The sequence below is a fragment of the Tepidiforma sp. genome (assembly GCF_026419595.1).
GTDB lineage: Bacteria > Chloroflexota > Dehalococcoidia > Tepidiformales > Tepidiformaceae > Tepidiforma.
Genome location: NZ_JANZZD010000022.1, coordinates 1,425 through 24,016 on the forward strand (window position 1 = coordinate 1,425; position 22,592 = coordinate 24,016).

The 22,592-nt window shown below is 71.8% G+C and carries 23 protein-coding genes and 1 pseudogene; 8 read left to right on the top strand and 16 right to left on the bottom strand.

Going from position 1 to position 22,592, the window contains the following annotated elements; all coding sequences use genetic code 11:
- From N2041_RS11085 to N2041_RS11155, 15 genes and pseudogenes are all read right to left on the bottom strand, one after another.
- A pseudogene (locus N2041_RS11085) lies at positions 1 to 315 on the bottom strand (cell division protein FtsZ); the annotation flags it as partial.
- Between the two features lie 72 nt (positions 316 to 387).
- Positions 388 to 1,632, bottom strand: a complete 1,245-nt coding sequence (ftsA, locus tag N2041_RS11090; protein WP_297678651.1) for a cell division protein FtsA — start codon at positions 1,630 to 1,632, stop codon at positions 388 to 390.
- A 23-nt stretch (positions 1,633 to 1,655) separates the two neighbouring features.
- A complete protein-coding gene (locus N2041_RS11095) occupies positions 1,656 to 2,534 on the bottom strand; it encodes an FtsQ-type POTRA domain-containing protein (protein WP_297678652.1) in 879 nt (292 codons plus the stop codon).
- Entirely contained in the window at positions 2,531 to 3,583 is a 1,053-nt protein-coding gene (locus N2041_RS11100; RefSeq protein ID WP_297678653.1) for a D-alanine--D-alanine ligase family protein, read from the bottom strand. The genes N2041_RS11095 and N2041_RS11100 overlap by 4 nt, the downstream gene beginning before the upstream one ends.
- Positions 3,580 to 4,491: a UDP-N-acetylmuramate dehydrogenase gene (gene murB, locus N2041_RS11105; protein WP_297678654.1), complete on the bottom strand. Its 912-nt coding sequence runs from the start codon at positions 4,489 to 4,491 to the stop codon at positions 3,580 to 3,582. Before murB ends, N2041_RS11100 begins: the two co-directional genes overlap by 4 nt.
- Entirely contained in the window at positions 4,488 to 5,864 is a 1,377-nt protein-coding gene (murC, locus tag N2041_RS11110) for a UDP-N-acetylmuramate--L-alanine ligase (protein ID WP_297678655.1), read from the bottom strand. The genes murB and murC overlap by 4 nt, the downstream gene beginning before the upstream one ends.
- The gene (locus N2041_RS11115; RefSeq protein ID WP_297678656.1) at positions 5,861 to 6,949 is read right to left on the bottom strand and encodes a UDP-N-acetylglucosamine--N-acetylmuramyl-(pentapeptide) pyrophosphoryl-undecaprenol N-acetylglucosamine transferase; all 1,089 of its coding nucleotides are present in this window, start codon (positions 6,947 to 6,949) and stop codon (positions 5,861 to 5,863) included. Before N2041_RS11115 ends, murC begins: the two co-directional genes overlap by 4 nt.
- A complete protein-coding gene (gene ftsW, locus N2041_RS11120) occupies positions 6,946 to 8,079 on the bottom strand; it encodes a putative lipid II flippase FtsW (protein WP_297678657.1) in 1,134 nt (377 codons plus the stop codon). Before ftsW ends, N2041_RS11115 begins: the two co-directional genes overlap by 4 nt.
- A 50-nt stretch (positions 8,080 to 8,129) precedes the next feature.
- Entirely contained in the window at positions 8,130 to 9,524 is a 1,395-nt protein-coding gene (murD, locus tag N2041_RS11125; RefSeq protein ID WP_297678658.1) for a UDP-N-acetylmuramoyl-L-alanine--D-glutamate ligase, read from the bottom strand.
- The gene (gene mraY, locus N2041_RS11130; RefSeq protein ID WP_297678659.1) at positions 9,521 to 10,486 is read right to left on the bottom strand and encodes a phospho-N-acetylmuramoyl-pentapeptide-transferase; all 966 of its coding nucleotides are present in this window, start codon (positions 10,484 to 10,486) and stop codon (positions 9,521 to 9,523) included. The genes murD and mraY overlap by 4 nt, the downstream gene beginning before the upstream one ends.
- Positions 10,483 to 11,865 (bottom strand): UDP-N-acetylmuramoyl-tripeptide--D-alanyl-D-alanine ligase, encoded by a 1,383-nt coding sequence (gene murF / locus N2041_RS11135; RefSeq protein ID WP_297678660.1) that lies wholly within the window; start codon positions 11,863 to 11,865, stop codon positions 10,483 to 10,485. Before murF ends, mraY begins: the two co-directional genes overlap by 4 nt.
- Positions 11,862 to 13,604 (bottom strand): penicillin-binding protein 2, encoded by a 1,743-nt coding sequence (locus N2041_RS11140; RefSeq protein WP_297678661.1) that lies wholly within the window; start codon positions 13,602 to 13,604, stop codon positions 11,862 to 11,864. Before N2041_RS11140 ends, murF begins: the two co-directional genes overlap by 4 nt.
- A 48-nt stretch (positions 13,605 to 13,652) precedes the next feature.
- Positions 13,653 to 14,087, bottom strand: a complete 435-nt coding sequence (locus tag N2041_RS11145; RefSeq protein WP_297678662.1) for a septum formation initiator family protein — start codon at positions 14,085 to 14,087, stop codon at positions 13,653 to 13,655.
- Between the two features lie 2 nt (positions 14,088 to 14,089).
- Positions 14,090 to 15,058, bottom strand: coding sequence for a 16S rRNA (cytosine(1402)-N(4))-methyltransferase RsmH (gene rsmH / locus N2041_RS11150; RefSeq protein WP_297678687.1), 969 nt, complete (start codon positions 15,056 to 15,058; stop codon positions 14,090 to 14,092).
- A gap of 10 nt (positions 15,059 to 15,068) precedes the next feature.
- On the bottom strand, positions 15,069 to 15,539 hold the full coding sequence (locus tag N2041_RS11155; RefSeq protein WP_297678663.1) for a hypothetical protein: 471 nt from the start codon (positions 15,537 to 15,539) through the stop codon (positions 15,069 to 15,071).
- 176 nt (positions 15,540 to 15,715) lie between these two features.
- Between N2041_RS11155 and N2041_RS11160 the strand changes: the two genes are divergently transcribed.
- Both N2041_RS11160 and trmD read left to right on the top strand, forming a co-directional pair.
- Positions 15,716 to 16,201 carry a MogA/MoaB family molybdenum cofactor biosynthesis protein gene (locus N2041_RS11160; protein ID WP_297678664.1) on the top strand — a complete coding sequence of 162 codons (486 nt, stop codon included), beginning with the start codon at positions 15,716 to 15,718 and terminating at the stop codon, positions 16,199 to 16,201.
- A 47-nt stretch (positions 16,202 to 16,248) separates the two neighbouring features.
- A complete protein-coding gene (gene trmD / locus N2041_RS11165) occupies positions 16,249 to 16,953 on the top strand; it encodes a tRNA (guanosine(37)-N1)-methyltransferase TrmD (protein ID WP_297678665.1) in 705 nt (234 codons plus the stop codon).
- A gap of 4 nt (positions 16,954 to 16,957) precedes the next feature.
- Here the strand turns inward: trmD and N2041_RS11170 are convergent, their stop codons facing one another.
- Complete coding sequence (locus N2041_RS11170) at positions 16,958 to 17,461, bottom strand: hypothetical protein (protein ID WP_297678666.1); 504 nt, start codon at positions 17,459 to 17,461, stop codon at positions 16,958 to 16,960.
- Between the two features lie 71 nt (positions 17,462 to 17,532).
- Here N2041_RS11170 and N2041_RS11175 point away from each other — a divergent pair, with 71 nt between their 5' ends.
- Genes N2041_RS11175 through N2041_RS11200 form a run of 6 tightly spaced genes read left to right on the top strand, consistent with a single transcriptional unit; the run spans position 17,533 to position 22,589 of the window.
- On the top strand, positions 17,533 to 18,135 hold the full coding sequence (locus N2041_RS11175) for a TetR/AcrR family transcriptional regulator (RefSeq protein ID WP_297678667.1): 603 nt from the start codon (positions 17,533 to 17,535) through the stop codon (positions 18,133 to 18,135).
- Complete coding sequence (locus tag N2041_RS11180; RefSeq protein WP_297678668.1) at positions 18,132 to 19,235, top strand: ABC transporter permease; 1,104 nt, start codon at positions 18,132 to 18,134, stop codon at positions 19,233 to 19,235. Before N2041_RS11175 ends, N2041_RS11180 begins: the two co-directional genes overlap by 4 nt.
- A gap of 34 nt (positions 19,236 to 19,269) precedes the next feature.
- Positions 19,270 to 19,959, top strand: a complete 690-nt coding sequence (locus N2041_RS11185) for an ABC transporter ATP-binding protein (protein WP_367187724.1) — start codon at positions 19,270 to 19,272, stop codon at positions 19,957 to 19,959.
- 60 nt (positions 19,960 to 20,019) lie between these two features.
- A complete protein-coding gene (locus tag N2041_RS11190; protein WP_297678670.1) occupies positions 20,020 to 21,105 on the top strand; it encodes an MraY family glycosyltransferase in 1,086 nt (361 codons plus the stop codon).
- A complete protein-coding gene (locus N2041_RS11195) occupies positions 21,102 to 21,470 on the top strand; it encodes an HAD family hydrolase (RefSeq protein ID WP_297678671.1) in 369 nt (122 codons plus the stop codon). The genes N2041_RS11190 and N2041_RS11195 overlap by 4 nt, the downstream gene beginning before the upstream one ends.
- 6 nt (positions 21,471 to 21,476) lie before the next feature.
- On the top strand, positions 21,477 to 22,589 hold the full coding sequence (locus N2041_RS11200; RefSeq protein WP_297678672.1) for a DUF3524 domain-containing protein: 1,113 nt from the start codon (positions 21,477 to 21,479) through the stop codon (positions 22,587 to 22,589).
- Positions 22,590 to 22,592 lie beyond the last annotated feature (3 nt).

Sequence of the window (22,592 nt, forward strand, 5' to 3'; positions counted from 1 at the left end):
GCCCATGCCGGCGGTGACGAACACCATCTCGGTGCCGCGGAGGAGGTCGTAGATTTCGTCGCGGCTTTCATCGGCGGCGCGTTCGCCGCGGGCGGGGTCGCCGCCGACGCCGAGGCCCTTGGTGAGCTTTTCGCCGATGCGGAGGCGGGTCGGCGCTTCGGAGGTGGCGAGCGCCTGGGCATCGGTGTTGCAGGCGATGAACTGGACGCCCGGGATCTTGGCGCGAACCATCCGGTTGACGGCGTTGCAGCCGCCGCCGCCGACGCCGACGACTTTGATATCCGGCAGCAGTTCGATGTCGTAGCGCATGCTCATGTCGTTGTCCTTCCCTTCGATGCGAAATGAGGCTGTGGTGCGGCGAGGTTGGCGGTTCGCGAAGCGGGCGGCTTACTGGGGGATGAGCGACCTCCCGAGGTTGAGGATGCGTTCGAGGAAGCCGCGGCCTCTCCCTTCGGACGCGGGTGCGGCGAATTCACCGGGCCGTTCGCGGTTGGCGAGGGCGTAGCGGACGAGCCCGATGGAGGTGGCGAAGGCGGGGGTGCCGATGAGGTCGGAGAGGCCGCTGTAGCCGTGAGGCCGGCCGAGGCGGGCGGGGAGGTCGAGGCGGGATTCGGCGACTTCCGGGAGGCCGCGGAGCTGGCTGCTGCCGCCCGTGAGGACGAGGCCGGCCGCGATGCGGTCGAGGTAGCCGACGCGCTTCAGCTCGACGCCGACCATCTCGAGGATCTCCTCGGTGCGGGCCTGGAGGATGGCGCAGACGTGGTCGAGCGGGACGTGCTTCGTGGACTGGGTGCCGAAGACCTGGAGTTCGACGGTTTCGCCGGCCATGGCGGGGTCGGCGTAGGCGGCGCCAACGGTGCACTTCACGGTCTCGGCGCTCTCCCACGGGCAGCGGAGCACCCGGGCGAGGTCGGCGGTGAGGTGGGAGCCGGCGATCGGCAGGCAGGCAGTGTGGGCGACGGCGCCTTCGTCGAAGACGGCGATGGAGGTGGTGCTGCCGCCGATATCGACGAGCGCGACGCCCTGCTGCTTCTCCTGCTCGGTGAGGACGCTCTCGGCCGAGGCGAGGCTTTCGAGGATGATATCGTCGACCTGGACGCCGGCGCCTTCGACGCACTTCGTGAGGTTCTGGATGGCCGAGACGGCGCCGGAGACGATGTGGACCTCGGCATCGAGGCGGGAGCCGAACATGCCGACGGGGTCGGAGACGGGTTCGGTGCCTTCGACCCAGTAGGTGCGGGGGACGACGTGGATGACCTGCCGGTTGGTGGGGATGGCGACCTGGCCGGCGGCCTCGAGAACGCGGGCGCGGTCGTCGGCGGAGATGGGCCGGGTGCGGTCCGGGATGGCGACGATGCCGCGGTTGTTCTGGCTGGCGATGTGGCCGCCGGAGATGCCGACGACGGCGGAGAGGATGCGCATGCCGCAGGCCTGCTCGGCCTTTTCGACGGCGATGGAGATGGCTTCCCGGGCGCTCTGGATGTTGTCGATGACGCCGCGGGAGAGGCCGGCGGCCGGCGCGACGCCGACGCCGAGGATGCGCGTCTCGCCGGTCTCGGAGATATCGCCGACGACGACGGCGACCTTGGTGGATCCGACATCGATGGCGGCTACGGTGGAGCGTCGACGCATGATTCCCCCTTTCCTCGCTTCCTCTACTGCAGCACCGGGCGGTTGCCGTAGCGCAGGTCGATGGTGGTGTAGGCGATGTGCCGCTGGCGCGCCTCGGCGGCGAGGGCGGCCCAGACGGCGAGCTTGTAGGCGATGGAGCTGGAATCGCCGAAGAGGGCGACCTGGCCGTCGGCAGTGGTGACCTGGACGCCTTTGCCTTTGATGAAGGCGACCTCTTCGACGGTGGTGCCGAGCTGGCGCGGCAGCAGCTCGTAGATCTCGGCGGCGGCATCGACGGCCTGGTAATCGACGCGGTCGCCGACGATGCGGGAGCCGGGCTCGGAGCTGCGGATGGCCGGGGCGCCGGCCGGCAGGCGCTCGCCGACGGCGATGACGACCCCTTCGCGGTCGATGAGGTAGTCGACGCCGGCCTGCTCCCAGGTGCCCCACGGGCGGCGCTCTTCGACGATGATGCGGACGGTGGACGGCCAATCGCGCTCGATGCGGACGGAACTGACGAGCGGGAGCTGGTAGACGGCGCGCTGCGCGGCCGCGAGGTCGGCGGTGAGCATGCTGCGGCCGAGCAGGTCGGCGGCGGCGACGATGGTGCGGTCGGACATCCGCTGCGTGCCCTGGACTTCGACGGTTTCGACGCGGAAGTAGGGCGAGCGGTAGAGCCAGGCGGCGCCGGCGATGAGCGCGGCGACGGCGGCGAGGCCGCCTGCGGCGATGACGAAGCGGCGGCCGGCGAGGCCGACGCGCACGCTGCGGCGCTGCGGCGGGACGACGCCTTCGCCGATGACGAGCGGGGGCCGGCGGACGATCTCCCGCCGGGGGCCGTTCCCGCCGACGGCGGGCCGGGTGCGCCGGACGATCTTCCGGACGACGCCGGGCTGCTGGCCGCGGTTCCTGCGGATGATCACGGCTGCGGCCTCCGCGCATGGCGTTCGAAGGCGAGCTCGAGGATGCGCGTCAGCAGCTCGCGGTAGGGCAGGCCCGAGGCCTCCCAGAGCTTCGGGTACATGCTGATGCTGGTGAAGCCGGGGATGGTGTTGACTTCGTTGGCGATGACGCGGTCGCCTGTGGTGAGGAAGAAATCGACCCGGGCGTAGCCTTCGCAGCCCATGACGCGGTACATGCGGAGGGCGAGGTCGCGCACCTCGGCGGCGACGGCGTCGGTGACCGGCGCGGGGATGTAAAGCTCGGTCTTCGAGGCCGGGTCGTACTTCGAGGCGTAATCGTAGAACTCGCGGTCGGGGACGATTTCGCCGACGGTGCTCGCCTCGGGCTCATCGTTGCCGAGGACGGAGACTTCCAGCTCGCGGCCGCGGATGGCTTCTTCGACGACGGCCTTGGTGTCGTAGGCGAAGGCGGCTTCGAAGGCGCGCGGCAGGTCTTCGCGGGAGCGGACCTTCGTGATGCCGACGCTGGAGCCCCCGTTCGCCGGCTTGACGAAGCAGGGATAGCCGATCGCCTCGTCGATGAGCGCCATAGACATATTTTGGTGAAGTGTATACTCCCGTGATCGGATGACGGAATACCGGGCCACCGGGATCCCGGCTTCGCGGAAGATGGCTTTCATGAGCGCCTTGTCCATGCCGATGGCGGAGGCGGCGACCCCGGCCCCGGCATAGGGGATGCCAGCCATCTCGAGGAAGCCCTGCAGGGTGCCGTCTTCGCCGAAGGTGCCGTGGACGAGCGGGAAGGCGACATCGCAGCCGGCGAGAGCGGCGAGGGCCTCGTGCGCGCGGAGGAGGGGCTGGCCGAGGCCGGTGAAGGCGCGGGCGCCGGCATCGAGCGCGGCCCGGGTTTCGGCCGGGCTCAGCCACTCGCCGGTGCGGGAGATGCCGATGGGCACGGGCTCCCAGCGCGCCGGGTCGAGCGCGGCCATGACGCTCCGGGCGGAGACGATGGAGACCTCGTGCTCGCCGGAGCGGCCCCCGAAGATGACGGCAACGCGCTGGCGGCTCATGTCCACGCCCCCACGAATTCGACTTCGGTTTCGAGGCGGATGCCGAAGCGCTCGAAGACGCGCCGGCGGGCTTCCTCGATGAGCCAGCGGACGTCGGCAGCGGCTGCGTTGCCTTCGTTGACGAAGAAGTTCGCGTGCTTGTCGGAGACGGCCGCATCGCCGCGGCGCATGCCCCGCATGCCGACGGCGTCGATGAGCTTCCACGCGGGCGCTTCGGGCGGATTCTTGAAGGTCGAGCCGGCGCTGCGGCCGCGGGGCTGGGCGGCGAGCCGCTTCTCATCGAAGGCGGCAGCGCGGCGGAGGAGGTCGGCGGGGTCGCCGGGGAAGAGCTCGAGCTCGCATTCGAGGACGGCGCGGCCGCGGAGCTCGCCGCGCGTGAAGCGGCTGCCGCGGTAGACGAGGCGGAGGTCGGCGGCGTCCACCCACTCGGCGCGGCCGGAGGGCTCCTGGATGCGGACCCGCCGGAGGACGTCGGCGAGGCAGCCGCCGTACGCGCCGGCGTTGTAGACGACGGCGCCGCCGAGGGTGCCGGGGATGCCGACTGCCCAGGCGAGGCCGTCGAGGCCGCGGCGGCACATCCGCCGCGCGAAGGCGGCGAAGCTGGCACCGCTCTCGATGCGCGCCGTGAGGCCGTCGAGCTGCTCGGCGCGGGCGCGGTTGTCGATGACGAGGCCGCGGATGCCGGCGTCGGCGACGAGGATGTTGCTGCCCGAGCCGAGGATGAAGACCGGGACGTCGGCATCGGCTGCGGCAGTGAGCGCGCGGCCGAGCGCCTCGCCGGAGCGGACCGTGAGGAAGAGGTCGGCGGGGCCGCCGATGCCGAAGGTGGTGTGGCGGGCGAGCGGCTCGGCGCGGCGCAGCTCGCCGAGGGGCTCGAGCGCGGCAGCGAGGCGTTCGAGGGCGCTCACCGGAGGGTCTCCAGCAGCATGGGACCGACCTCGTTCACGTCGCCGGCGCCGATGGTGATGACGACGTCGCCGGGGCGGACGAGCTCGCGGGCGATGCGGACGGCCTCTGCGAAATCGACGGCGTAGCGGGCCGGCGGCCGGGCGATGGCGGCGGCGAGGTCGCGGGCGGAGCGCCCGGCGGCCGGGTCTTCGCGGGCGGCGTAGGTTTCGACGATGAGCAGCTCATCGAGCCCGTCGAAGCACGCGAGCCAGTCGTCCCAGAGGTAGGCGATCCGGCTGTAGGTGTGCGGCTGGTGGATGCCGATGAGCCGCCGGCCGGGAAAGGCGGCGCGGGCCGCGGCGACGAGCGCGCGGACCTCGGTCGGATGGTGGGCGTAGTCGTCCATGACCGTGACGCCGCCGGCTTCGCCGGTGAGCTCGAACCGGCGCCGGGCACCACGGAACGCCGCGACGGCCTCGCGAACCGCTTCGAAGGGGACGCCGAGGTGGAGCGCGACGGCGGCGGCGGCCGTCGCATTGCGGACGACGTGGAGGCCGGGGACCCGGACGGTGAGCTGGCCGAGCGGGGTTCCGCCGCGCTCGAGCGTGAAGCTGCCGCCTCCGGGACCGAGCTCGATGCCGGAGGCGCGCCAGTAGCGGACGCCTTCAGCGCCGTAGGTTTCGTGGCGGAGCGGGTCGTCGCCGAGGAGGTCGCTGACGCGGCGGGCGCCGGGGTCGTCGGCGCAGGCGAGGAGGAGGCCGCCGGGCCGGACGCGCCGGCCGAACGCGACGAAGGCAGCTTCGTAGGCTTCCGGGGTGCCGAAATCATCGAGATGGTCCGGCTCGACGGTCGTGATGACAGCGATCGCGGGGGTGTATTCGAGGAAGGCGCGGCGGTATTCGTCGGCCTCGACGACGGCGATGTCGCCCTCGCCCCATGCCGCGTGGCCGCCGAGGTCGGGGGATTCGCCGCCGAGGAGGTACATCGGCGCGAGGCCGGCGCGGGCGAGGATGAAGGCGATGAGCGAAGACGTGGTGGTCTTGCCGTGGGAGCCGGCGACGGCGACGAGCCGCTTTCCTTCGAGGAGTCGCGCGACCATCTCGGCGCGGAGGATGACCGGGACGCCGCGGCGGCGGGCTTCGACGAGCTCGGGATTGTCGGGCCGGGCGGCGGCGGTGGCGACGACGAGCGCGGTGTCAGGCGGCAGGTGAGCGGCGTCGTGGCCTTCGAAGACCTGCGCGCCGAGCGCTTCGAGCTGGTCGGTGAGGTGGGAGCGGCGGAGGTCGCTGCCGGAGACGGCGATGCCCCGCTGGCGCAGCAGGATGCCGATGGCGGACATGTGGATGCCGCCGATGCCGACGAGGTGGACCGGGCCGCGGATGTCGGCGGTCACCGGGCGGCCTCCATGACGAGCCGCGCGATATCAGCGGCGGCCGATGGGCGGGCGAGCGCGCGGGCGGCGGCGCGCATGGCTTCGCGCCGGGCGTCGTCCGCGAGGAGCGCGAGGACGCGGTCGGCGAGCGCGGGCAGGTCCGCTTCGTCGAGCACCTCGGCGGCGCCCTGTGCGGCGAGCCAGGCCGCGTTGTCGCGCTGGTGGCCGCCGGCGAAGGCGCCGGGCACGAGGATGGCGGGCAGCCCGGCGGCGGGGAGCTCGCCGAGGATGCTGGCGCCGGCGCGGAAGACGCCGAGGTCGGCGGCGACCATCACGGCCGGGAGGTCGGCGCGAAACGGCGCGGGATGGTAGCGCTCGGCGAGGTCGGCCGGGAGGGCGGCGCGCGCCCGTTCGGCCGCTTCGAGGCCGGACTGGCCGGTCACGTGGATCACGGCGGCGGCCCGGAGGAGGTCGGCCAGCCGGCCGAAGACAGCTTCGTTGAGGGCGCGGGAGCCCTGCGAAGCGCCGGCGACAACGGCGAGGCGGTCGGCCGGGCCGAGGCCGAGCGCGGCCCGGGCGGCATCGCGGCTGAGGCTGAAGAACTCCGGCCGCACGGGGTAGCCGGTGACGGAGGTCTTTCCCCGGGGCAGGTGGTCGAGCGCGGCCGGCGTCGAGGTCGCGAGACGGGAAGCGAGCCGCTGTTCGACGCGGACGGCGAGCCCCGGCGCGACATCGGGCAGGAAAACGACCAGCGGCCGGCGGAGGAGCCACGCGGCGAGGCTCACCGGGAAGCTGCCGTAGCCGCCGGTGCTGAAGACGGCGGCGGCGCGGTGGCGGCGGAGGAGCCGGACGGCGCGGCCGGTGCCGCGGGCGAGGATGGCGATGCTGCGGAGCAGGCCGAGCGGCGAGCGGCCGCGGATGGGAGCGGCGGGAACCTCTTCGAAGGGGAGGCCGGCGGCTTCGATGGTCGCCCGTTCGCCGCGGTTCGCCGGGCCGAGGAAGACGAGCGCCGGGGCCGGCTCGAGGGCGCGGAGGGCCGCCGCCACGGCGATGGCGGGGAAGAGATGGCCCCCGGTGCCGCCGCCGGTGAGCACGATCGCCGTCATGGGCTGCCCTCCCGGCGGACGATAGCGCCCTTCGGCCGGCGCTCCACGGGGTGCTGGTCGAGGTAGCCGCCGCGGTCGCTGCCGTAGCGGGAGATGCTGACGAGCACACCCATCGCGAGCAGGAGCGCGGCGAGCGCGTTGCTGCCGAAGCTGAGGAAGGGGAGCGGCACGCCGGTCAGCGGGATGACGCGGAGGATGCCGCCGATGTTGAGGAAGGCCTGCACGGCGACCCAGGTGGTGATGCCGGTCGCGACCAGCTGGCCGAATTCGTCGCGGGCGCGGCGCGCGACCTGGTAGCCGCGAATCATGAGGAGGACGTAGAGGAGCAGGATGGCGAGGCCTGCGAGCAGCCCGAGCTCCTCGCCGATGATGGCGAAGATGCCGTCGGTGTGGGATTCGGGCAGGTAGAAGAACTTGGCGCGGCTTGCGCCGAGGCCGAGGCCGGTGACGCCGCCGTTGCCGACGGCGATGAGCGCCTGCAGCGTCTGGAAGCCGATGCCGTCGGGGTCTTTTTCGGCGTGGAGGAAGGCGGTGACGCGTTCGGCGCGGTAGCCCGCTCCGAGGGCGAGGACGGTGATGGCGACGAGGCCGCTGCCGAGGAGGGCGACCATCTGGATGAGCGAGGCGCCGGCGACCCAGAACATCGTTACCGTGATGGCGAGGATGATGAGCGTGGTGCCGAGGTTCGGCTGGAGGAGGATGAGGGCGCTGACGGTGCCGATGATGAGCACGAACGGCACGAGGCCGTGTTCGAAGCTGCGGAGGCTGCCGCCGCGGGAGGCGAGCCAGGCCGCGAGGTAGATGATGACGGTGAGCTTGGCGAACTCGGCCGGCTGGAGGGTGAGTTCGCCGACACCGATCCAGCGGCGCGCGCCGCCGCCTTCGACGCCGATGACGATGACGGCGACGAGGAGGACGATGGTGATGCCCATGAGCGGCACGGCGAGCGGCCGGAGCCGGCGGTAATCGAGCCGGGCCATGACGAACATGCCGACGGCGCCGCCGAGCGCCCAGACGGCCTGGCGGATGACGAAGTAGTACGGGTCGCCGAAGTCGACGAGGCTGCGGACGAAGGAGGCGCTGTAGACGGCCACGAGCCCGAAGGCCGTGAGAATGCCGACGAGCGCCACGAGCATGTAGTCGGGGCGGCCGGGGGTCCAGTCGCCGGTGCGTGCGGCTGCTATGGCGCCACCTCCTCGGTGAAGTCCGGGAGCGCGCGGACGAGCTGGCGGAAGTGCGCGCCGCGGGCTTCGAAGTTGGGGTAGGCATCGAAGCTGGTGCCGCCGGGGGAAAGGAGCACGACGTCGCCGGGGCGGGCGAGGCCGGAAGCGGCGTCGACGGCGGCGTCGAGCGTGTCGACGAGGAGGGCAACATCGACGAGGCCGCGGACGGCGTCGTGGAAGAGCGGCCCGGATTCGCCGAAGCAGACGACGGCGCGGCAGCGCTCGCGGACGGCCTCCTGCAGGAGGTCGAGCGGGAGGTGCTTGTCGCGGCCGCCGAGGAGGAGGACGACGGGCTCGGTGAAGGAGCGGAGCCCGGCGACGGTCCGCTCGGGGCTGGTGGCGATGGAGTCGTTGACCCAGAGGGCGCCCCCGGCGCGGCCGACGATCTCGAGACGGTGCGGCACGCCGGCGAAGGTGCGGATGGCGCGGGCCATCGCGGTCACGGGCCAGCCGGCCTCGGCGGCGATGGCGCAGGCCATCACGGCGTTGGCGAGGTTGTGGCGGCCGCGGAGCCGGACGTCGCCGACGGGCAGGACCGGCGTCGTGCGGCTGCCGCGGCGGATGACGATGTCGCCGTCTTCGATGCAGGCGCCGTCGAGATCGATGGGCCCTTCGATGGAGGTGACCGCGAGGCGGCCGCGGGCGGAGGCCATGAACGCCCGGGTCACCGGGTTATCGGCGTTGAGGACGGCGACGTCGCCGCGGGACTGGTGGGCGATGTGGTTGCGCTTGAGGCCGACGTACTCATCCCATGAGAACTGGTCGAGGTGGTTCGGCGTCACGTTCGTGACGGCCGCGATGTGGGGCGAGCGGTCGGTGTACTGCAGCTGGGTGTGGCTGATTTCCAGGATGACGGTGGTCTCGGGGCGAATTTCGCCGAGGCGCGCGAGGAGGGGTTCGCCGATGTTGCCGCCGAGGACGAACTCGATGCCGGCGGCGCTGGCCATGGCGCCGACGAGCGCGGTGGTGGTGGACTTGCCGCTCGAGCCGGTGATGCCGATGGTCCGGCCCGGGCAGAGCTGGAGGAAGAGCCGCATCTGGGTGGTGATCGGGATGCCGAGCTCGCGCGCCCGGGCGAGGGCCGGGTCGTAGCGGAGGATGGACTGGGAGACGGCGACGAGGCCGAAACCAGCCGGGTCGAGCAGGGGCTGGCCGGTGACGACCCGTTCGACGCCTTCGGGCGGTTCGGCGCCAGCCGCGGCAAGGGCGGCATCGGTGCGGGTATCGGAGATGGTGACGCGGGCGCCGCGGGCGATGAGCCAGCGGGCGAGGTCGCGCCCTTCGATGCCCATCGAGTAGACGAGCACCGGGAGGCCTTCGAGCGGCGGGAGACCGGCGGGCGCGGCGCTCATCGCTCCGGCACCTCCAGCGCGAGGGCGACGCCGAGCATGGCGGCGGCGATGCCGATGATCCAGAAGCGGGTGACGATCTGCGTCTCGGCCCAGCCGATGAGTTCGAGGTGATGGTGGAAGGGGGCGCGGCGGAAGATGCGGCGGCCGGTGAGCTTGTAGGAGCCGATCTGGAGGATGTTGGAGCCGGCTTCGACGACGAAGATGATGCCGATGAGCGGCAGGAGCAGCCACTGGCCGGTCATGAGCGAGACGACGGCGAGCGAGGAGCCGAGGGCGAGTGCGCCGGTATCGCCCATGATGACGCGGGCCGGGTGGGCGTTGTACCAGAGGTAACCGAGGTTCGCGCCGGCGATGATGAAGGCGAAGGTGGCGACGAACTCCTGCCCCTGGATGAAGCCGATCACCCCGTAGGCGATGAAGGCGATGAGCGTGGTGCCGCCGACGAGCCCATCGAGACCGTCGCTGACGGCGACGGCGCTGGTGGTGGCGACGATGATGGCGGCAGCGAGCGGGATGTAGAGGAGGCCGAGGGCGTAGCTGCCGACGTAGGGGATGTTGATGGATTCGACTTCGATGTAGCGGTAGAGGACGAAGGCTGCGCCGAGAGCGAAGACGGCGGTGAAGCCGAGCTTGAAGCGCCACGAGAGGCCGCCCTGGCGGCGGTCCTGCAGCGTGCCGAGGTCGTCGACGAAGCCGGCGGCTGCGGTGACGGCGATCATGCCGAGGGGGAGGAGGATGGACTGGTGGTTCCACCAGTCGACGGCAACGGCGGTCACGATGAGGGTGGGCAGCCAGATGATGAAGCCGCCGAACGTGGGGGTGCCGGCTTTCTTCTGGTGCTCGGGCAGGTATTCGGAGATTTGTTTGCCGATCCGCCGGCGGCGAAGGTAGCGCACGATGGGCTCGCCGAGCGCGAGGGCGAGGAGGAAGGTAGCGAAGCCGGAGAAGAGGGCGTGGATCACGGTTCCCCCTCGAGCAGCGGGATGACGGTCTCGAAGGCCTGCGAGCGGGAGGCTTTAAGCAGGATCGTGTCGCCCGGGCCGAGGATCTCCCGGGCGAAGCGGGCAGCATCCTCCTTCTCGGCGAACCAGTGGACCTGGGCCATGCCGGCCTCGCGGGCGGCCTGCGCCATGACGCGGCACGTTTCGCCGACAGCGATGAGGATATCGGCGCACTCGGCGGCGAGGGCGCCGGCGGCCCGGTGCTCCTGCTCTTCGTAGTCGCCGAGCTCGGCCATCTTGCCGAGGAGGGCGATGCGCCGCCCTTCTGCGTCGCGGAGGAGGCGGAGCGCGCCGGCGAGGGAGGCCGGGCTGGAGTTGTAGCGGTCGTCGAGGATGGCGGCGCCGGTATCGCTGCGGCGGACGGTGAGGCGGCGGTCCGGCAGCTCGGCGGCGGCGACGGCGGCCGCCGCATCCTCGAACGGGAGGCCGAGGGCGATGCCGGCCGCGATGGTGAAGAGGGCGGCCGGGATGGTGTGGAGGCCGGGGACGGGCGAATCGACGCGCGCGGCGCGGCCCTCGTACGCAGCGGTGAAGGAGGTGCCTTCGAGGCCGCGCGCCGCGGCATCGCGCGCGACGAGCCCGGCGCCGGACCCGGGCGCGCCGAACCCGATGACGCGGCAGGGCAGGCGGGCCGCTTCGGGCGCGATGCGGGGGTCGTCCATGTTGAGGATGGCGGTGCCGGAGGCCGGCAGCGCACGGACGAGGGAGAGCTTCTCCTCGGCGATGGCTTCGATGGAGCCGAGCTTTTCGATGTGGGTGAGGCCGATGTTGAGGACGCCGGCGATTTCGGGCAGCGCGATGGAGGCGAGGTAGGCGATTTCGCCGCGGCTGTCCATGGCGATTTCGAGGACGGCGACCTCGTCACCGCGGCGGAGGCCGAGGAGGGCGAGGGGAAGGCCTTCGCGGGAGTTGTAGTTGCCGCGGCGGCTGTAGACGCGGAAATGGCGGGAGAGTGCGGCGGCGCTCAGGTCTTTCGCCGTCGTCTTGCCGACGGTGCCGGTCACCCCGACGACGCGCGGGTTGCAGGCGAGGCGCCATGCGCGGGCGAGTTCGCCGACGGCCTTCGTCGTGTCGGGCGCGACGACGAGGGTGCGCCCCGGCGGCAGCTCGGCCGGCGGGCGGGAGCAGATGGCGGCGAGGGCGCCGGCCCGGAAAGCGGCGGCAACGTAGGCGTCGCCGTGGGTGCGCTCCCCGGGAAAGGCGCAGAAGAGCTCGCCGGGGCGGACGGTGCGGGAATCGGCGGAGCCGCCGGTGACCTCGGCGGAGCCGCCGAATTCGACGCGGTAGCCGCGGCGGGACATCTCTTCGGCGATGAAGTCGGTGGTGAGGTGGCCGGTCATCGCGCGGTTGCCGTTCCTTTCTCTGGAGGGACGCCCAGGTAGCGGAGGGCCTCATCGACGTAGCGCGCGAAGATGGGGCCGGCGGCCTGGGTGCCGGTCAGCAGGTTGCGGTTCTGGTCGAGGCGGACGAGGACGAGGATGCGGGGGTTTTCGAGGGGCGCGAACCCCATGAAGGAGACGATCTGCTGGTCGTCGGTGTAGGTGCCCCAGACGGGGATGTTGGCGGTGCCGGACTTGCCGCCGGCGGTGTAGCGGGCGGGGTTGCGGCCCCAGCCGTCGGGGTCCTGCGTGACGACGTCGCCCATCATCCGGCGGACCGCGTCGCTGGCAGCCTGCGAGATGACGCGGCGGACGACGGCGGGCTGGACATCGACCCGGGAGCCGTCGGGCCGGATGCGGGCTTTGACGACGTGGGGGGTGATGAGGTTGCCGCCGTTGATGCAGGCAGCGATGGCCTGCATCATCTGGACCGGCGTGACGCTGATCGACTGCCCGAATGACTGGGTGGCGACGTCGACCGGCGAATAGCCCGGGTCTTCGGGGCGGCGGAAGAAGCCGCTCGCCTCGCCGGGGAGGTCGATGCCGGTGGGTTTGCCGAAGCCGAACGCATCGAGGTAGGACTGGAAGAGCCGGGTGCCGAGCTTCTGCTGCATGAAGACGGCGCCGGAGTTGATGGAGTGCTGGAGCACGCCGGTCATCGTTTGCGTGCCGTAGACGCCGTCGTCCCAGTTCTTCAGGAGCACCCCCTCCACATCCACGACACCATTATCTACATAGGTGGTATCCGGGGTGACGACGCCGGCGTCGATGGCGGCGGCCGCGGTGACGACCTTCATCACCGAGCCGGGTTCGTAGGTGTCGGTGACCGCGATGTTCTTGAACGGGCTCTTCTCTTCGGTGGCGGATTCGAGGTCCTGCTCGAGAGTGGAGAAGCGGACGGTGGGGAGGGTCGCGTTGGCGAGAATTTCGCCGTTCGAGGGGTCCATCACGATGATGCTGCCGCCGGAGGCGCGGTGCTCTTTGACGGCGGCGGCGAGCATCTCCTCAGCGAGGCGCTGGAGGTAGCGGTCGATGGTGAGGACGAGGTCGTCGCCGGGGACGGGTTCGGTGGCGACGTACTGGCCGTAGGGGATGGGGTCGCCGAGGGTATCGCGCTCGTAGACGGCCTTGCCGGCTTTGCCCTGGAGGATGTCGTTGTAGAAGGCTTCGATGCCGGCGAGGCCGGTGTTGTCGAGGCCGGTGAAGCCGAGAACGGCCGCCGCGAGGTCGCCTTCAGGGTGGACGCGCGCGGTGTTGGGGAGCAGGACGACGCCGGGGAGGTCGGCCTCGATGAGCTGGCGGCCGAGTTCGAAGTCGAGGTCGATGGCGATGCGGGTTTCGACGGCGCCGCTCGCCGCGAGGCGGGTTTCAATATCGGCGCGGGGGATGCGGGTGATGGCGCTGACTTTTTCGAGGACGGCGGCGCGGGTTTCCGGCGTGCGCCAGGCGCGGGTGTTGAGGTAGACGTCCCAGGTATCGACGGAGGTGGCGAGGACCCCGCCGTTCCGGTCGAGGATGGCGCCGCGGCGGGCGTAGATGGTGGAGCTGCCGAGGAGCTCGCTGCGGGCCTGGGCGGCGTACGCCTCGTGCTGGAGGACCTGGAGCTGGACGAGGCGCGCGGCGAGAACGGCCCCGAAGAGGCCGAGGAACAACGCGGGGAGCCAGACGCGGCGGCTGGGCCGCGCTTTCTGGATGGTCATCCGAACGCGCCTCCGGCCGCCGGGGTCCGACGGCGGGTGTGGTGCTGGCTACCAGGGACGCCAGCGGAGGAGGGACTTCCACCAGGAGTCGGCCGGCGCAGGCTGGGGCGCCGGCGGGGGGAGATACTCCGCGGGAAGTTTCGCCGGCGCGGGGCCGGGTTCCTGGACGGTGACGTAGATCGGGTCGCCGGCTTTGACGAGGCCGATCTCCTGGGCGCGCCGCTCGATGCGGGCCTGGGAGGTGAGGCGGGCGACATCGGCTTCGAGGAGCGAAATCTCGGAGCGGAGCCGCGCCTGCTGGCGCTGGGAGGCCTGGACATCGAAGCCCTGGCTGGTGACGAAGCTGTTCTGGAGGACGGGCAGGAGCGCGGCGAAAAGGAGGAAAGCCACGGCCGCGGCGACGCCCCAGTTGATCCGAAACCCGGGAATCGGGAGCCCGAGCGGACGGCGGACGCCGCCGAGCGGGTGGTTGATGGCGGCCATGGCTAGGCCCTCCGCTCGGCGGCCCGGAGGACGGCGCTGCGGGCGCGCGGGTTGCGGGCGATTTCCGCGGCGGAAGGCCGGACGGCCCGGCGGGTGAGGATGGTGAGCGTGGGCCGGTGGCCGCAGCGGCATTCGGGGAGGCCGGGCGGACAGATGCAGGCCGCGGCCTCGCGCTGGAAGTACCGCTTCACGATGCGGTCTTCGAGGGAATGGAAACTGATGACCACGAGGCGGCCGGGCCGGCGGGCATCGTTTCCAGGGTCGAGCAGGCCGTGGGCGAGCGGAAGCACCTGGTGAAGGCTGTCGAGTTCACCGTTCACCTGGATCCGGAGCGCCTGGAAGACTTTGGTGGCGGGGTGAATTGGGGTGCGTCTCCCGGCACCCCCCACGGCCTGCCCGACGACACTGGCGAGCTGGGTGGTCGTCCGCAGGGGCTGGCGGGCGCGCGCTGCCACGATGGCCCGCGCAATCCGCCGCGCCTGCCGCTCTTCGCCGTAGTCGAAGAAGAGCGCTGCGAGCGACGCTTCATCCCAGGTGTTCACGATGTCGGCGGCAGTGGGGCCGCCGGCCGATGGGTCCATGCGCATATCGAGGGGGCCTTCGAGCGAGAAGGCGAACCCGCGATGGGCGCTTTCGACCTGGAAGGAGGAGAAGCCCAGGTCGAGGAGGATGCCATCGGCAGCCGTGACACCTGCTTCCGCTGCAACCCGGTCGAGTTCGCGGAAGTTCGCGTGGACGAAGCTGACCCGCCTCCCAAACGGTGCCAGCCTCGCGCGCGCGAACTCCAGCGCCTCGGCGTCCTGGTCGATGCAGAGGAGCCGGCCGCCGGGACCGAGCCGGCGGGCGATGGCTTCGGAATGACCGCCGAGCCCGGCGGTGCAGTCGATGTAGGTGCCGTCCCCCCGCACGTCCAGGTAGTGCAGGACTTCCTCGAGGAGGACGGGCTGGTGGATGGGAAGGGAGGACGTCATGACGACCACGTTACGCTCCTCCCTGGGGTGTCGGCTGGGCCGCGGCGAAGCCGGCAGCGGCGATCTCGGCGCGGGCGCGCTTGCGCTCGGCTTCGCGGGCGGCGTAGGCGGCGGCGTTCCAGATTTCGATCCGGCGGCCGACGCCGACGACTTTGACGTCGCGCGCGTCCTGGCTGATGCCGGCGCGGCTGGCGAGGTCGTCGCGGAGGTTGATGCGCCCCTGGCCGTCGAGCTGGGTCGGCCAGAAGTTGGCGTAGAAGTCGCGGCGGGCGTCCTCGGCGAGGGGGTCGCCCTCGGGGAGGTTGTCGAAGATGGCGGCCTGCCGTTCGAACTCCTCGAGCGTGTAGACGTGCAGGCACTGGTCGGCGCCGGCGCCGATGTAGCCGCCGGGCTTGAGGGCATCGCGGAAGGCCGGGGGGATCGGCACCCGGCCCCGGTCGTCCAGCGTGTAGTCGTAGGCGCCTGAGAAGCGCGTCTGCATGCCCTCATCACTTTCCGGGGGCGGGCGCTGGAGCGTTCCCCATTTCCGGGGACCGGGGGCCTACAGGCTCCCCATTTCTCCCCACTTCACCCCCACGCGCATGGTAGGCTCCCCCGAAATGGCCTGTCAACCACTTTTTTCCGGCCCCGGCATGGCCGGGAGGGTAGGATGACGGCATGGCGCGGGTTGCCATCCTGACGGTTTCGGACCGGGGCGCTGCCGGGGAGCGGGAAGACCTCGGCGGGCCGCTCATCGCCGAGCTGGCGGCAGGGGCGGGCCACGAGGTCGTCGCCCGCGGGGTGGTGCCGGATGAGCGCGCGGTCATCGCGGAGCGGCTGCGGGCGTGGGCCGATGCCGGGGTCGCGGACGTCATCGTGACGACGGGCGGGACGGGGCTGACGCCGCGCGACGTGACGCCCGAGGCGACGCGGGACGTGGCCGAGCGGGAGGCGCTCGGGATCGCGGTCGCACTGGTGGTGAACGGGCTCCAGCACACACCGTTCGCAGCGCTGACGCGGGGGCTGGCGGTGACGCGCGGGCGGACGCTCATCGTGAATCTGCCGGGCAACCCGAAGGCCGTCCGGCAGGGGATGGACGTGCTGCTGCCGCTGCTGGACCACGTGGCGGACCTGCTCGCGGGGCCGGTGGAGCACGGCGGCTAGGCAGCAGGGCTTGCCGCCGGCGCCGGCATGGCCGAACCTCGGGTGCGATGCGCATCGACGTGCTGACGCTCTTCCCGGAGGCGTTCCGCGGGCCGCTGGATGTGTCGATCGTGAAGCGGGCGCGCGAAGACGGGCTGCTCGACCTCCACATCTATGACATCCGCGAGCACGCGACGGACCGGCACCGGACGGTCGACGACTACCCGTTCGGCGGCGGGCAGGGGATGGTGATGCGGGTCGACGTGCTGGACCGTGCGCTGGAGTTCGTGCGGGCGCGGGCGCCGGAGCGGGGGCTCGTCGTCTACCTGACGCCGGCGGGCGAACGGCTGAACGACCGCATCGTGCGGGAGCTGGCCGCGGAGCCGCGGCTCATCCTCGTCTGCGGGCGGTACGAAGGCGTGGACGAGCGGTTCGTCGAACACTTCGTCGACCGCGAGATTTCGATCGGGGACTACGTGCTGACCGGCGGCGAGCTGCCGGCGATGGTGCTGATCGACGCGGTGACGCGACACATCCCGGGGGCGCTGGGCGATGCGGCCTCGCCGGAGGAGGAGTCGTTCGCCGACGGGCTGCTGGAGCACCCGCAATACACGCGGCCAGCGGAGTACAAAGGATGGAGCGTGCCGGAGGTGCTGCTGAGCGGGCACCACGCGAAGATCGAGGCGTGGCGGCGGCAGCAGCGGCTCGAGCGGACCCGGGAACGGCGGCCGGACTTGCTCGAAGGGAAGGAAGAAGAGGACGACCCTGGCTGACGCCTCAGGCGCGGCGGAGGAGATCGACGAACGAGCCGTTGGAGAGGGCGCCGGGGCGGGCGGCGCGGATCGCCGCGACCGCGCCGTCGGCATCGAGGCCGAGGCGGCGGAGCAGTAGGCCGGCGACGAGGCCGCTGCGGTTCATCCCGTGGGTGCACATGATGTAGACGCCGGCGGGCGCGGCCGCGGGCGCGGTGACGGCCGCAGCGAGCCGGTCGACGACGGGGAGGATGTGGCGGGAGGGGAGGACGAGCGCCTCCAGGTCGGCGAAGACGCAGGCGATGTGGAGGCCTGCGGCATCGCGGTAGGGGCGCGGCATGTCGCCGGCGCAGTCCACCAGCCAGGCGGTTTCGAGCGCGGCCGGGTGGAGCGGTTCGCCGCGGAGGCTGTGGGCGCCCCCCATCCAGATGGCGCTGCGGAGGCCGGGGAGCGCGCCGGGTTCGGCGACGAGGCTGGCGCGCGGGGGGAGGGCGTGGGCGGGGAGGTCGAACGACGGCTCCTGGAGCACGTCTCGATGGTAGCGGCGGCGGTGAGCCGGGTCACGCGCAAGCAAGCGCTTGCATGATACGCTGGACGGCGATGGATGCGACCGTCGAACGGCTGCTGACCGCTGCGCGGGAGGTGTTCGACGAAGAGGGGTTCCGCGGGGCGACGACGCGGAAGATCGCGGCGCGCGCCGGCGTGAACGAAGTGACGCTCTTCCGGCACTTCGCTTCGAAGGAGGAGCTCATCGGTGCGGCGCTGGCGCGTGGGCACGCCGAAGCAGTCGCGCGGCTCTCGGCGGCGCCCCTGCCGGAGGAGCCGGCGGACCTCGATGCGGAGCTGCGGCCGTACCTGCGCATGGTGCTGCAGGCGTTCGCCGGGGCCGGGCGCGGCGTCCGGACGGCGCTGGCCGAATGGGAGCACCTGCCGGCCTACCACGCCTGGCTGCTGGGGCCGAGCGAGGCCGTGATGGAGCGGCTGCGGCGCTACCTCGCGGCGGCGGCGCGGGCCGGGCTCGTCCGCCCCGGCGCGGACCCGGATGCCGTGACGCACCTGCTGGTGGCAGCGCTCTTTTCCCACGGGCTGCTGCCGCCGATGATGCCGGGCCGCTTTCCGGGCGGCCCGGCGGCGTCGTTCGAGCGGTGCGTGGACCTGATTCTCGATGGCATTCGACCGGAACCTGAGGAGGTATCGCGGTGATCGGTTTCCTGGAAATCCGGCGGCGCAAGCTGCAGTTCGCGCTCGTCGGGCTGATCGTCACGCTCATCAGCTACCTCGTGCTGATGATCAACGGGCTCGGCGTCGGCCTGAACGAACAGGCGGGGCGGGCGCTGCGCAACTTCGATGCCGACGCTATCGCCTATTCGGACCGGGCGGGGCTGAGCGTCATCCGCTCCGAATTGAGCGCGGAGACGGTGGAGCGCATCGAAAGCGAGTCGGGCGCGCGGGAATCGGCGCCGCTCGGCTACATGGCGGTGAACTACACCCGCAACGACGGGAAGGTGAAGTCGGCGGCCGTGCTGGGGTACGACCCGGGCACGATCGGCGAGCCGCCGGTGAAGGAAGGGCGGGCGCTCACGCCGGCCGACGCGAACGGCCTGCTGGCCGACCGGCAGTTCCTCCGCGCCTCCGGGCTGAAGGTGGGCGACACGGTGCGGCTGGCGATCCGGCTGCAGGAGCGCGAGTTCACCATCGTCGGCGAGCTGAACGAGGGCGCCTTCTTCTTCCAGCCCTCGGTGTACATGCTGCGGAGCACCTGGCAGGAGATGAAGTACGGCACGAATGCGCCGGGGACGCCCGTCGCTTCGGTGGTGCTGCTGAAGGGCGAGGGGCTCGCGGGGAAGCGCGGCACCGGCTGGGAGGCCGTCTCGAAGAGCACGGCGTTCGCGAACATCGAAGGCGTGTCCGGCCAGCAGTCGACCGTGCAGGCGCTGCAGGTGTTCGGCTACCTGATCGGCGGGCTCGTGATCGGCGTGTTCTTCTACGTGCTGACGCTGCAGAAGACGCCCCAGATCGGGGTGCTGAAGGCGGTCGGCGCGACGACGGGCTTCATCTTCCGGCAGCTGCTGGTGCAGGCGCTGCTGGTGGCGCTCGGCGGCGTGGCGATCGCCGTGCCGCTGGCGTGGCTGACGAACGAGGGCATCAAGCAGGTGCCGGACCCGGTGCCAATCGCCTTCACGACGGGGACGTTCGTGACGACGAGCGCGCTGCTGCTGTTGATGGCCGTCCTCGGCGTGCTGTTCTCCGGGCGGCAGGTGGCGAAGGTCGACCCGATCATCGCGCTCGGGCAGCAGCAGTAGCCCGCGGCCGGGAGAAAGGAGCAACGGGATGAGCATCCGGCTGAAGGTGGAGAACCTCGAGAAGATTTATGGCGAAGGCGAGCGGGCGGTCCACGCCGTCCGCGGGGTGAGCTTCGCGACGGAGCCGGGCGAATTCGTGGCCATCGTCGGGCCGAGCGGCTCCGGCAAGACGACGATGCTGGCGATGATCGGCGGCCTGCTGACCCCGACGCGCGGCACGATCGAGGTGAACGGCCGGGACATCGCCCGGCTGCGGGGGAAGGAGCTGGCGGAATACCGGCGCCAGAAGGTCGGGTTCGTCTTCCAGGCGAACAACCTGCTGCCCTACCTGACGGCGCGGGAGAACCTGCTCGTGATGGCGCGCATCAACGGGAGCGACCTGAAGGCGGCCCGGGCACGGGCCGACCAGCTGCTCGAGGAGCTGGGGCTAGCAGCCCGGCGGGATGCGCTGGCGACCGAGCTGAGCGGCGGCGAGCGGCAGCGCGTCGCCATCGCGCGGGCGCTGATGAACGACCCCGAGCTGGTGCTGGTCGACGAGCCGACGGCGAGCCTCGATTCGGCGCGCGGCAAGCAGGTCGTCGCATCGCTCATCGCCGAGGTGAAGGGGCGCGATAAGCTCGGGCTGATGGTCACCCACGACATGGCGATGGCCGAGATGGCGGACCGCGTGCTGGAGATGCACGACGGCCAGCTGGTGGCGCATACGGTGGCCGCCCGGGGCTGACCTCAGCGGCGCGCCGGCGTACCATGCGCAGCATGCCGCGGGAGATGCCGGTGATGACGCGTGTGGCTTGAGGTCGGCACGGCGCTCGCTGCGTTCGCGGTGGCGCTGCCGCTCACGTGGCTGCTCCGCCTGCCGACGAAGCGGGGGCGGAAAGGCGAACTGATGCCGCGCATCGGCGGGATCAGCATCCTCGCCGGGTTCGTGGCGGCGCCGTTCGTGATGGCCGCGTTTTCGGATTCGGCGCGCGAGTTCGTCAGCGAGGACCGGCGGCAGTTCCTGATGCTCGGCGTCTGCGGCGGGATCGTCTGCGCGATGGGCGCGCGGGACGACTTCCGCGACCTCGACTGGCGGTTCAAGTTCGGCACGCACGTGCTGGCCGCGGTGGCGCTCTACCTCTCCGGCTTCCACGTCGACCGGATGACGCTCCCGGGCGGCGAAGCGGTCGCGCTCGGGCCGCTCGACCCGGTCGTGACGGTCGCGTGGATCGTGCTGGTCACGAATGCGGTGAACCTCGTCGACGGCAAGGACGGGGTGGCGGCCGGGATGGCGGCGATGGTCTCGGGGACGATGTCGTACATCGCGTGGGACCTCGGGCACGACCTGATTGCGATGCTGTTCGCGGCGCTGTGCGGGGCCTCGCTCGGCTTCCTGCCGTTCAACATCGGGCGGGCGCGGCGGTTCCTCGGCGATTCGGGAGCGTACTTCCTCGGGTTCACGATGGCCGGGCTGAGCGTCGCGGGGTCGCTCGATGAGACGGGGCGCGTGCCGCTCTACATCCCGCTGGTGGCGCTGGGGCTGCCGGTGCTGGATACGGCGGTTGCGTTCCTGCGGCGGTTCCTCGATGGGCGCCACCCGATGCACGCGGATTTCGACCACTTCCACGACCGGATCGAGCGGATGTTCGGCATCTCCGGCGTGCGGGTGACGCTGGCGGTGTATGCGCTCACGGCGGTCTTCTGCGGCGGCGCGCTGCTGGCGCACACGTGGTACAAGAGCGTCGGCTCGGCGGTGGTGAGCGCCGGGGTGCTGGCGTTCGGCATCGGGCTGGTGCTCGCGCTCGGCTACGGGCGGACGATGTGGAACTCGGCGCGGGTGCTCGCGTGGCGCGGCCGGGAGCCGGCGCCGGGGAAGGGCGAGGCGCGGTGAACATCTTCTTCGACGTGGACCAGACGCTGGTGTTCATCGACCAGCACACGAACTCGCTCCGGCCGGGCGCGCGCGAGGCGATGCAGCGGCTGAAGGCGGCGGGCCACCGGGTGTACGTCTGGAGCGCGGCAGGGCTGGCCCACGTGGAGCGGGTGGTGCACCTCCACGGGCTGGCGGAGTGGGTGGACGGGATGTTCGACAAGGACCCGCACGTCCAGCCCCGGCCGGACTTCATCATCGACGACGACTGGTTCCTCGTGGAGAAGTACGGGGGCCACTGCGTCGCGCAGTACCGCGGGGTGGACCCGGAGGACCGCGAGATGGAGGCGGCGCTCCAGCGGCTGGCCGAGCTGGGCCACCTGTAGGACGCGATGCTGCGCGGGCTCTTCCTGCAGCCGTTCGACGGCGGCAGCCACCGGGCGTTCCTCGAAGGGCTGCGGCGGCACACGCGGCTCGACTGGACGGTGCTCGCGCTTCCGCCTGGCGAATGGCGGAAGCGGATGCGCCGCGGCGCCGAGGAGCTGGCGGCGCGGCTCGAAGTCGTCCCCGGGAGCTTCGATTTCCTCGTCGCGACGGACATGCTGGACCTCGCGGACTTCCTTGCGCTCACCCGGCGGCGGCTCGGCGGGGTGCCGGCGATGGTGTACTTCCACGAGAACCAGGTGACCTACCCGCGGCTGCGAGGGACGAAGTTCAATTCGTGGTTCGGGCAGATCAACTACGCGAGCGCGCTGGCGGCCGATGCGGCGGTCTTCAACTCGGCGTTCCACCGGGACGACCTGCTCGGGGCGTTCCGGCAGCTGGAGCGGGAGCCGAACAACTGGCTGACGGCAGCGGGCATCGACGCCATCGCGGCGAAGTCGGCGGTGCTGCCGCTGGGGCTGGACTTCTCGCACGTCGACGGGCCGGAGGAGCGGGACGGCGGGCCGCCGGTGCTGCTCTGGAATCACCGGTGGGAGTTCGACAAGGCGCCGGAGCTGTTCGAACGGGCGCTGCGCCGGCTGGCCGACGAGGGACTGGCGTTCCGCGTCATCATCGCCGGGGAGCCGGGCGACAACCCCAGCCCGGCGATGTGGCGGCTGCGGGAGGCGCTCGGCGAGCGGGTGCTCCACTTCGGCTACGCGGAAGGCCGGGCGGAGTACGGCCGGCTGCTGCGGCGGGCCGACATCGCGGTGAGCACGACGCGGCACGAGTTCTTCGGCATCGGAATGGCGGAGGCGATGGCGGCCGGCTGCATCCCGTGCGCGCCGCGGCGGTACGCCTACCCGGAACTCGTCCCGGCGCAGTGGCACGGGCTGCTCTGGGAGGACGAGGCGGGGCTGATGGCGCGGCTCCGGGAGCTGCTGACCGGGCCGCTGCCGCCGCGGGAGCCGTTCCGGGCCGCGGCGCGGCGGTTCGCGTGGACGGAGGCAGGGCCGCGGTGGCAGGCGGCGCTGGAGTCGCTGGCGGCCGGCCGGTTCCCCGGCGGGCCGGGCGGCCCCTAAGAT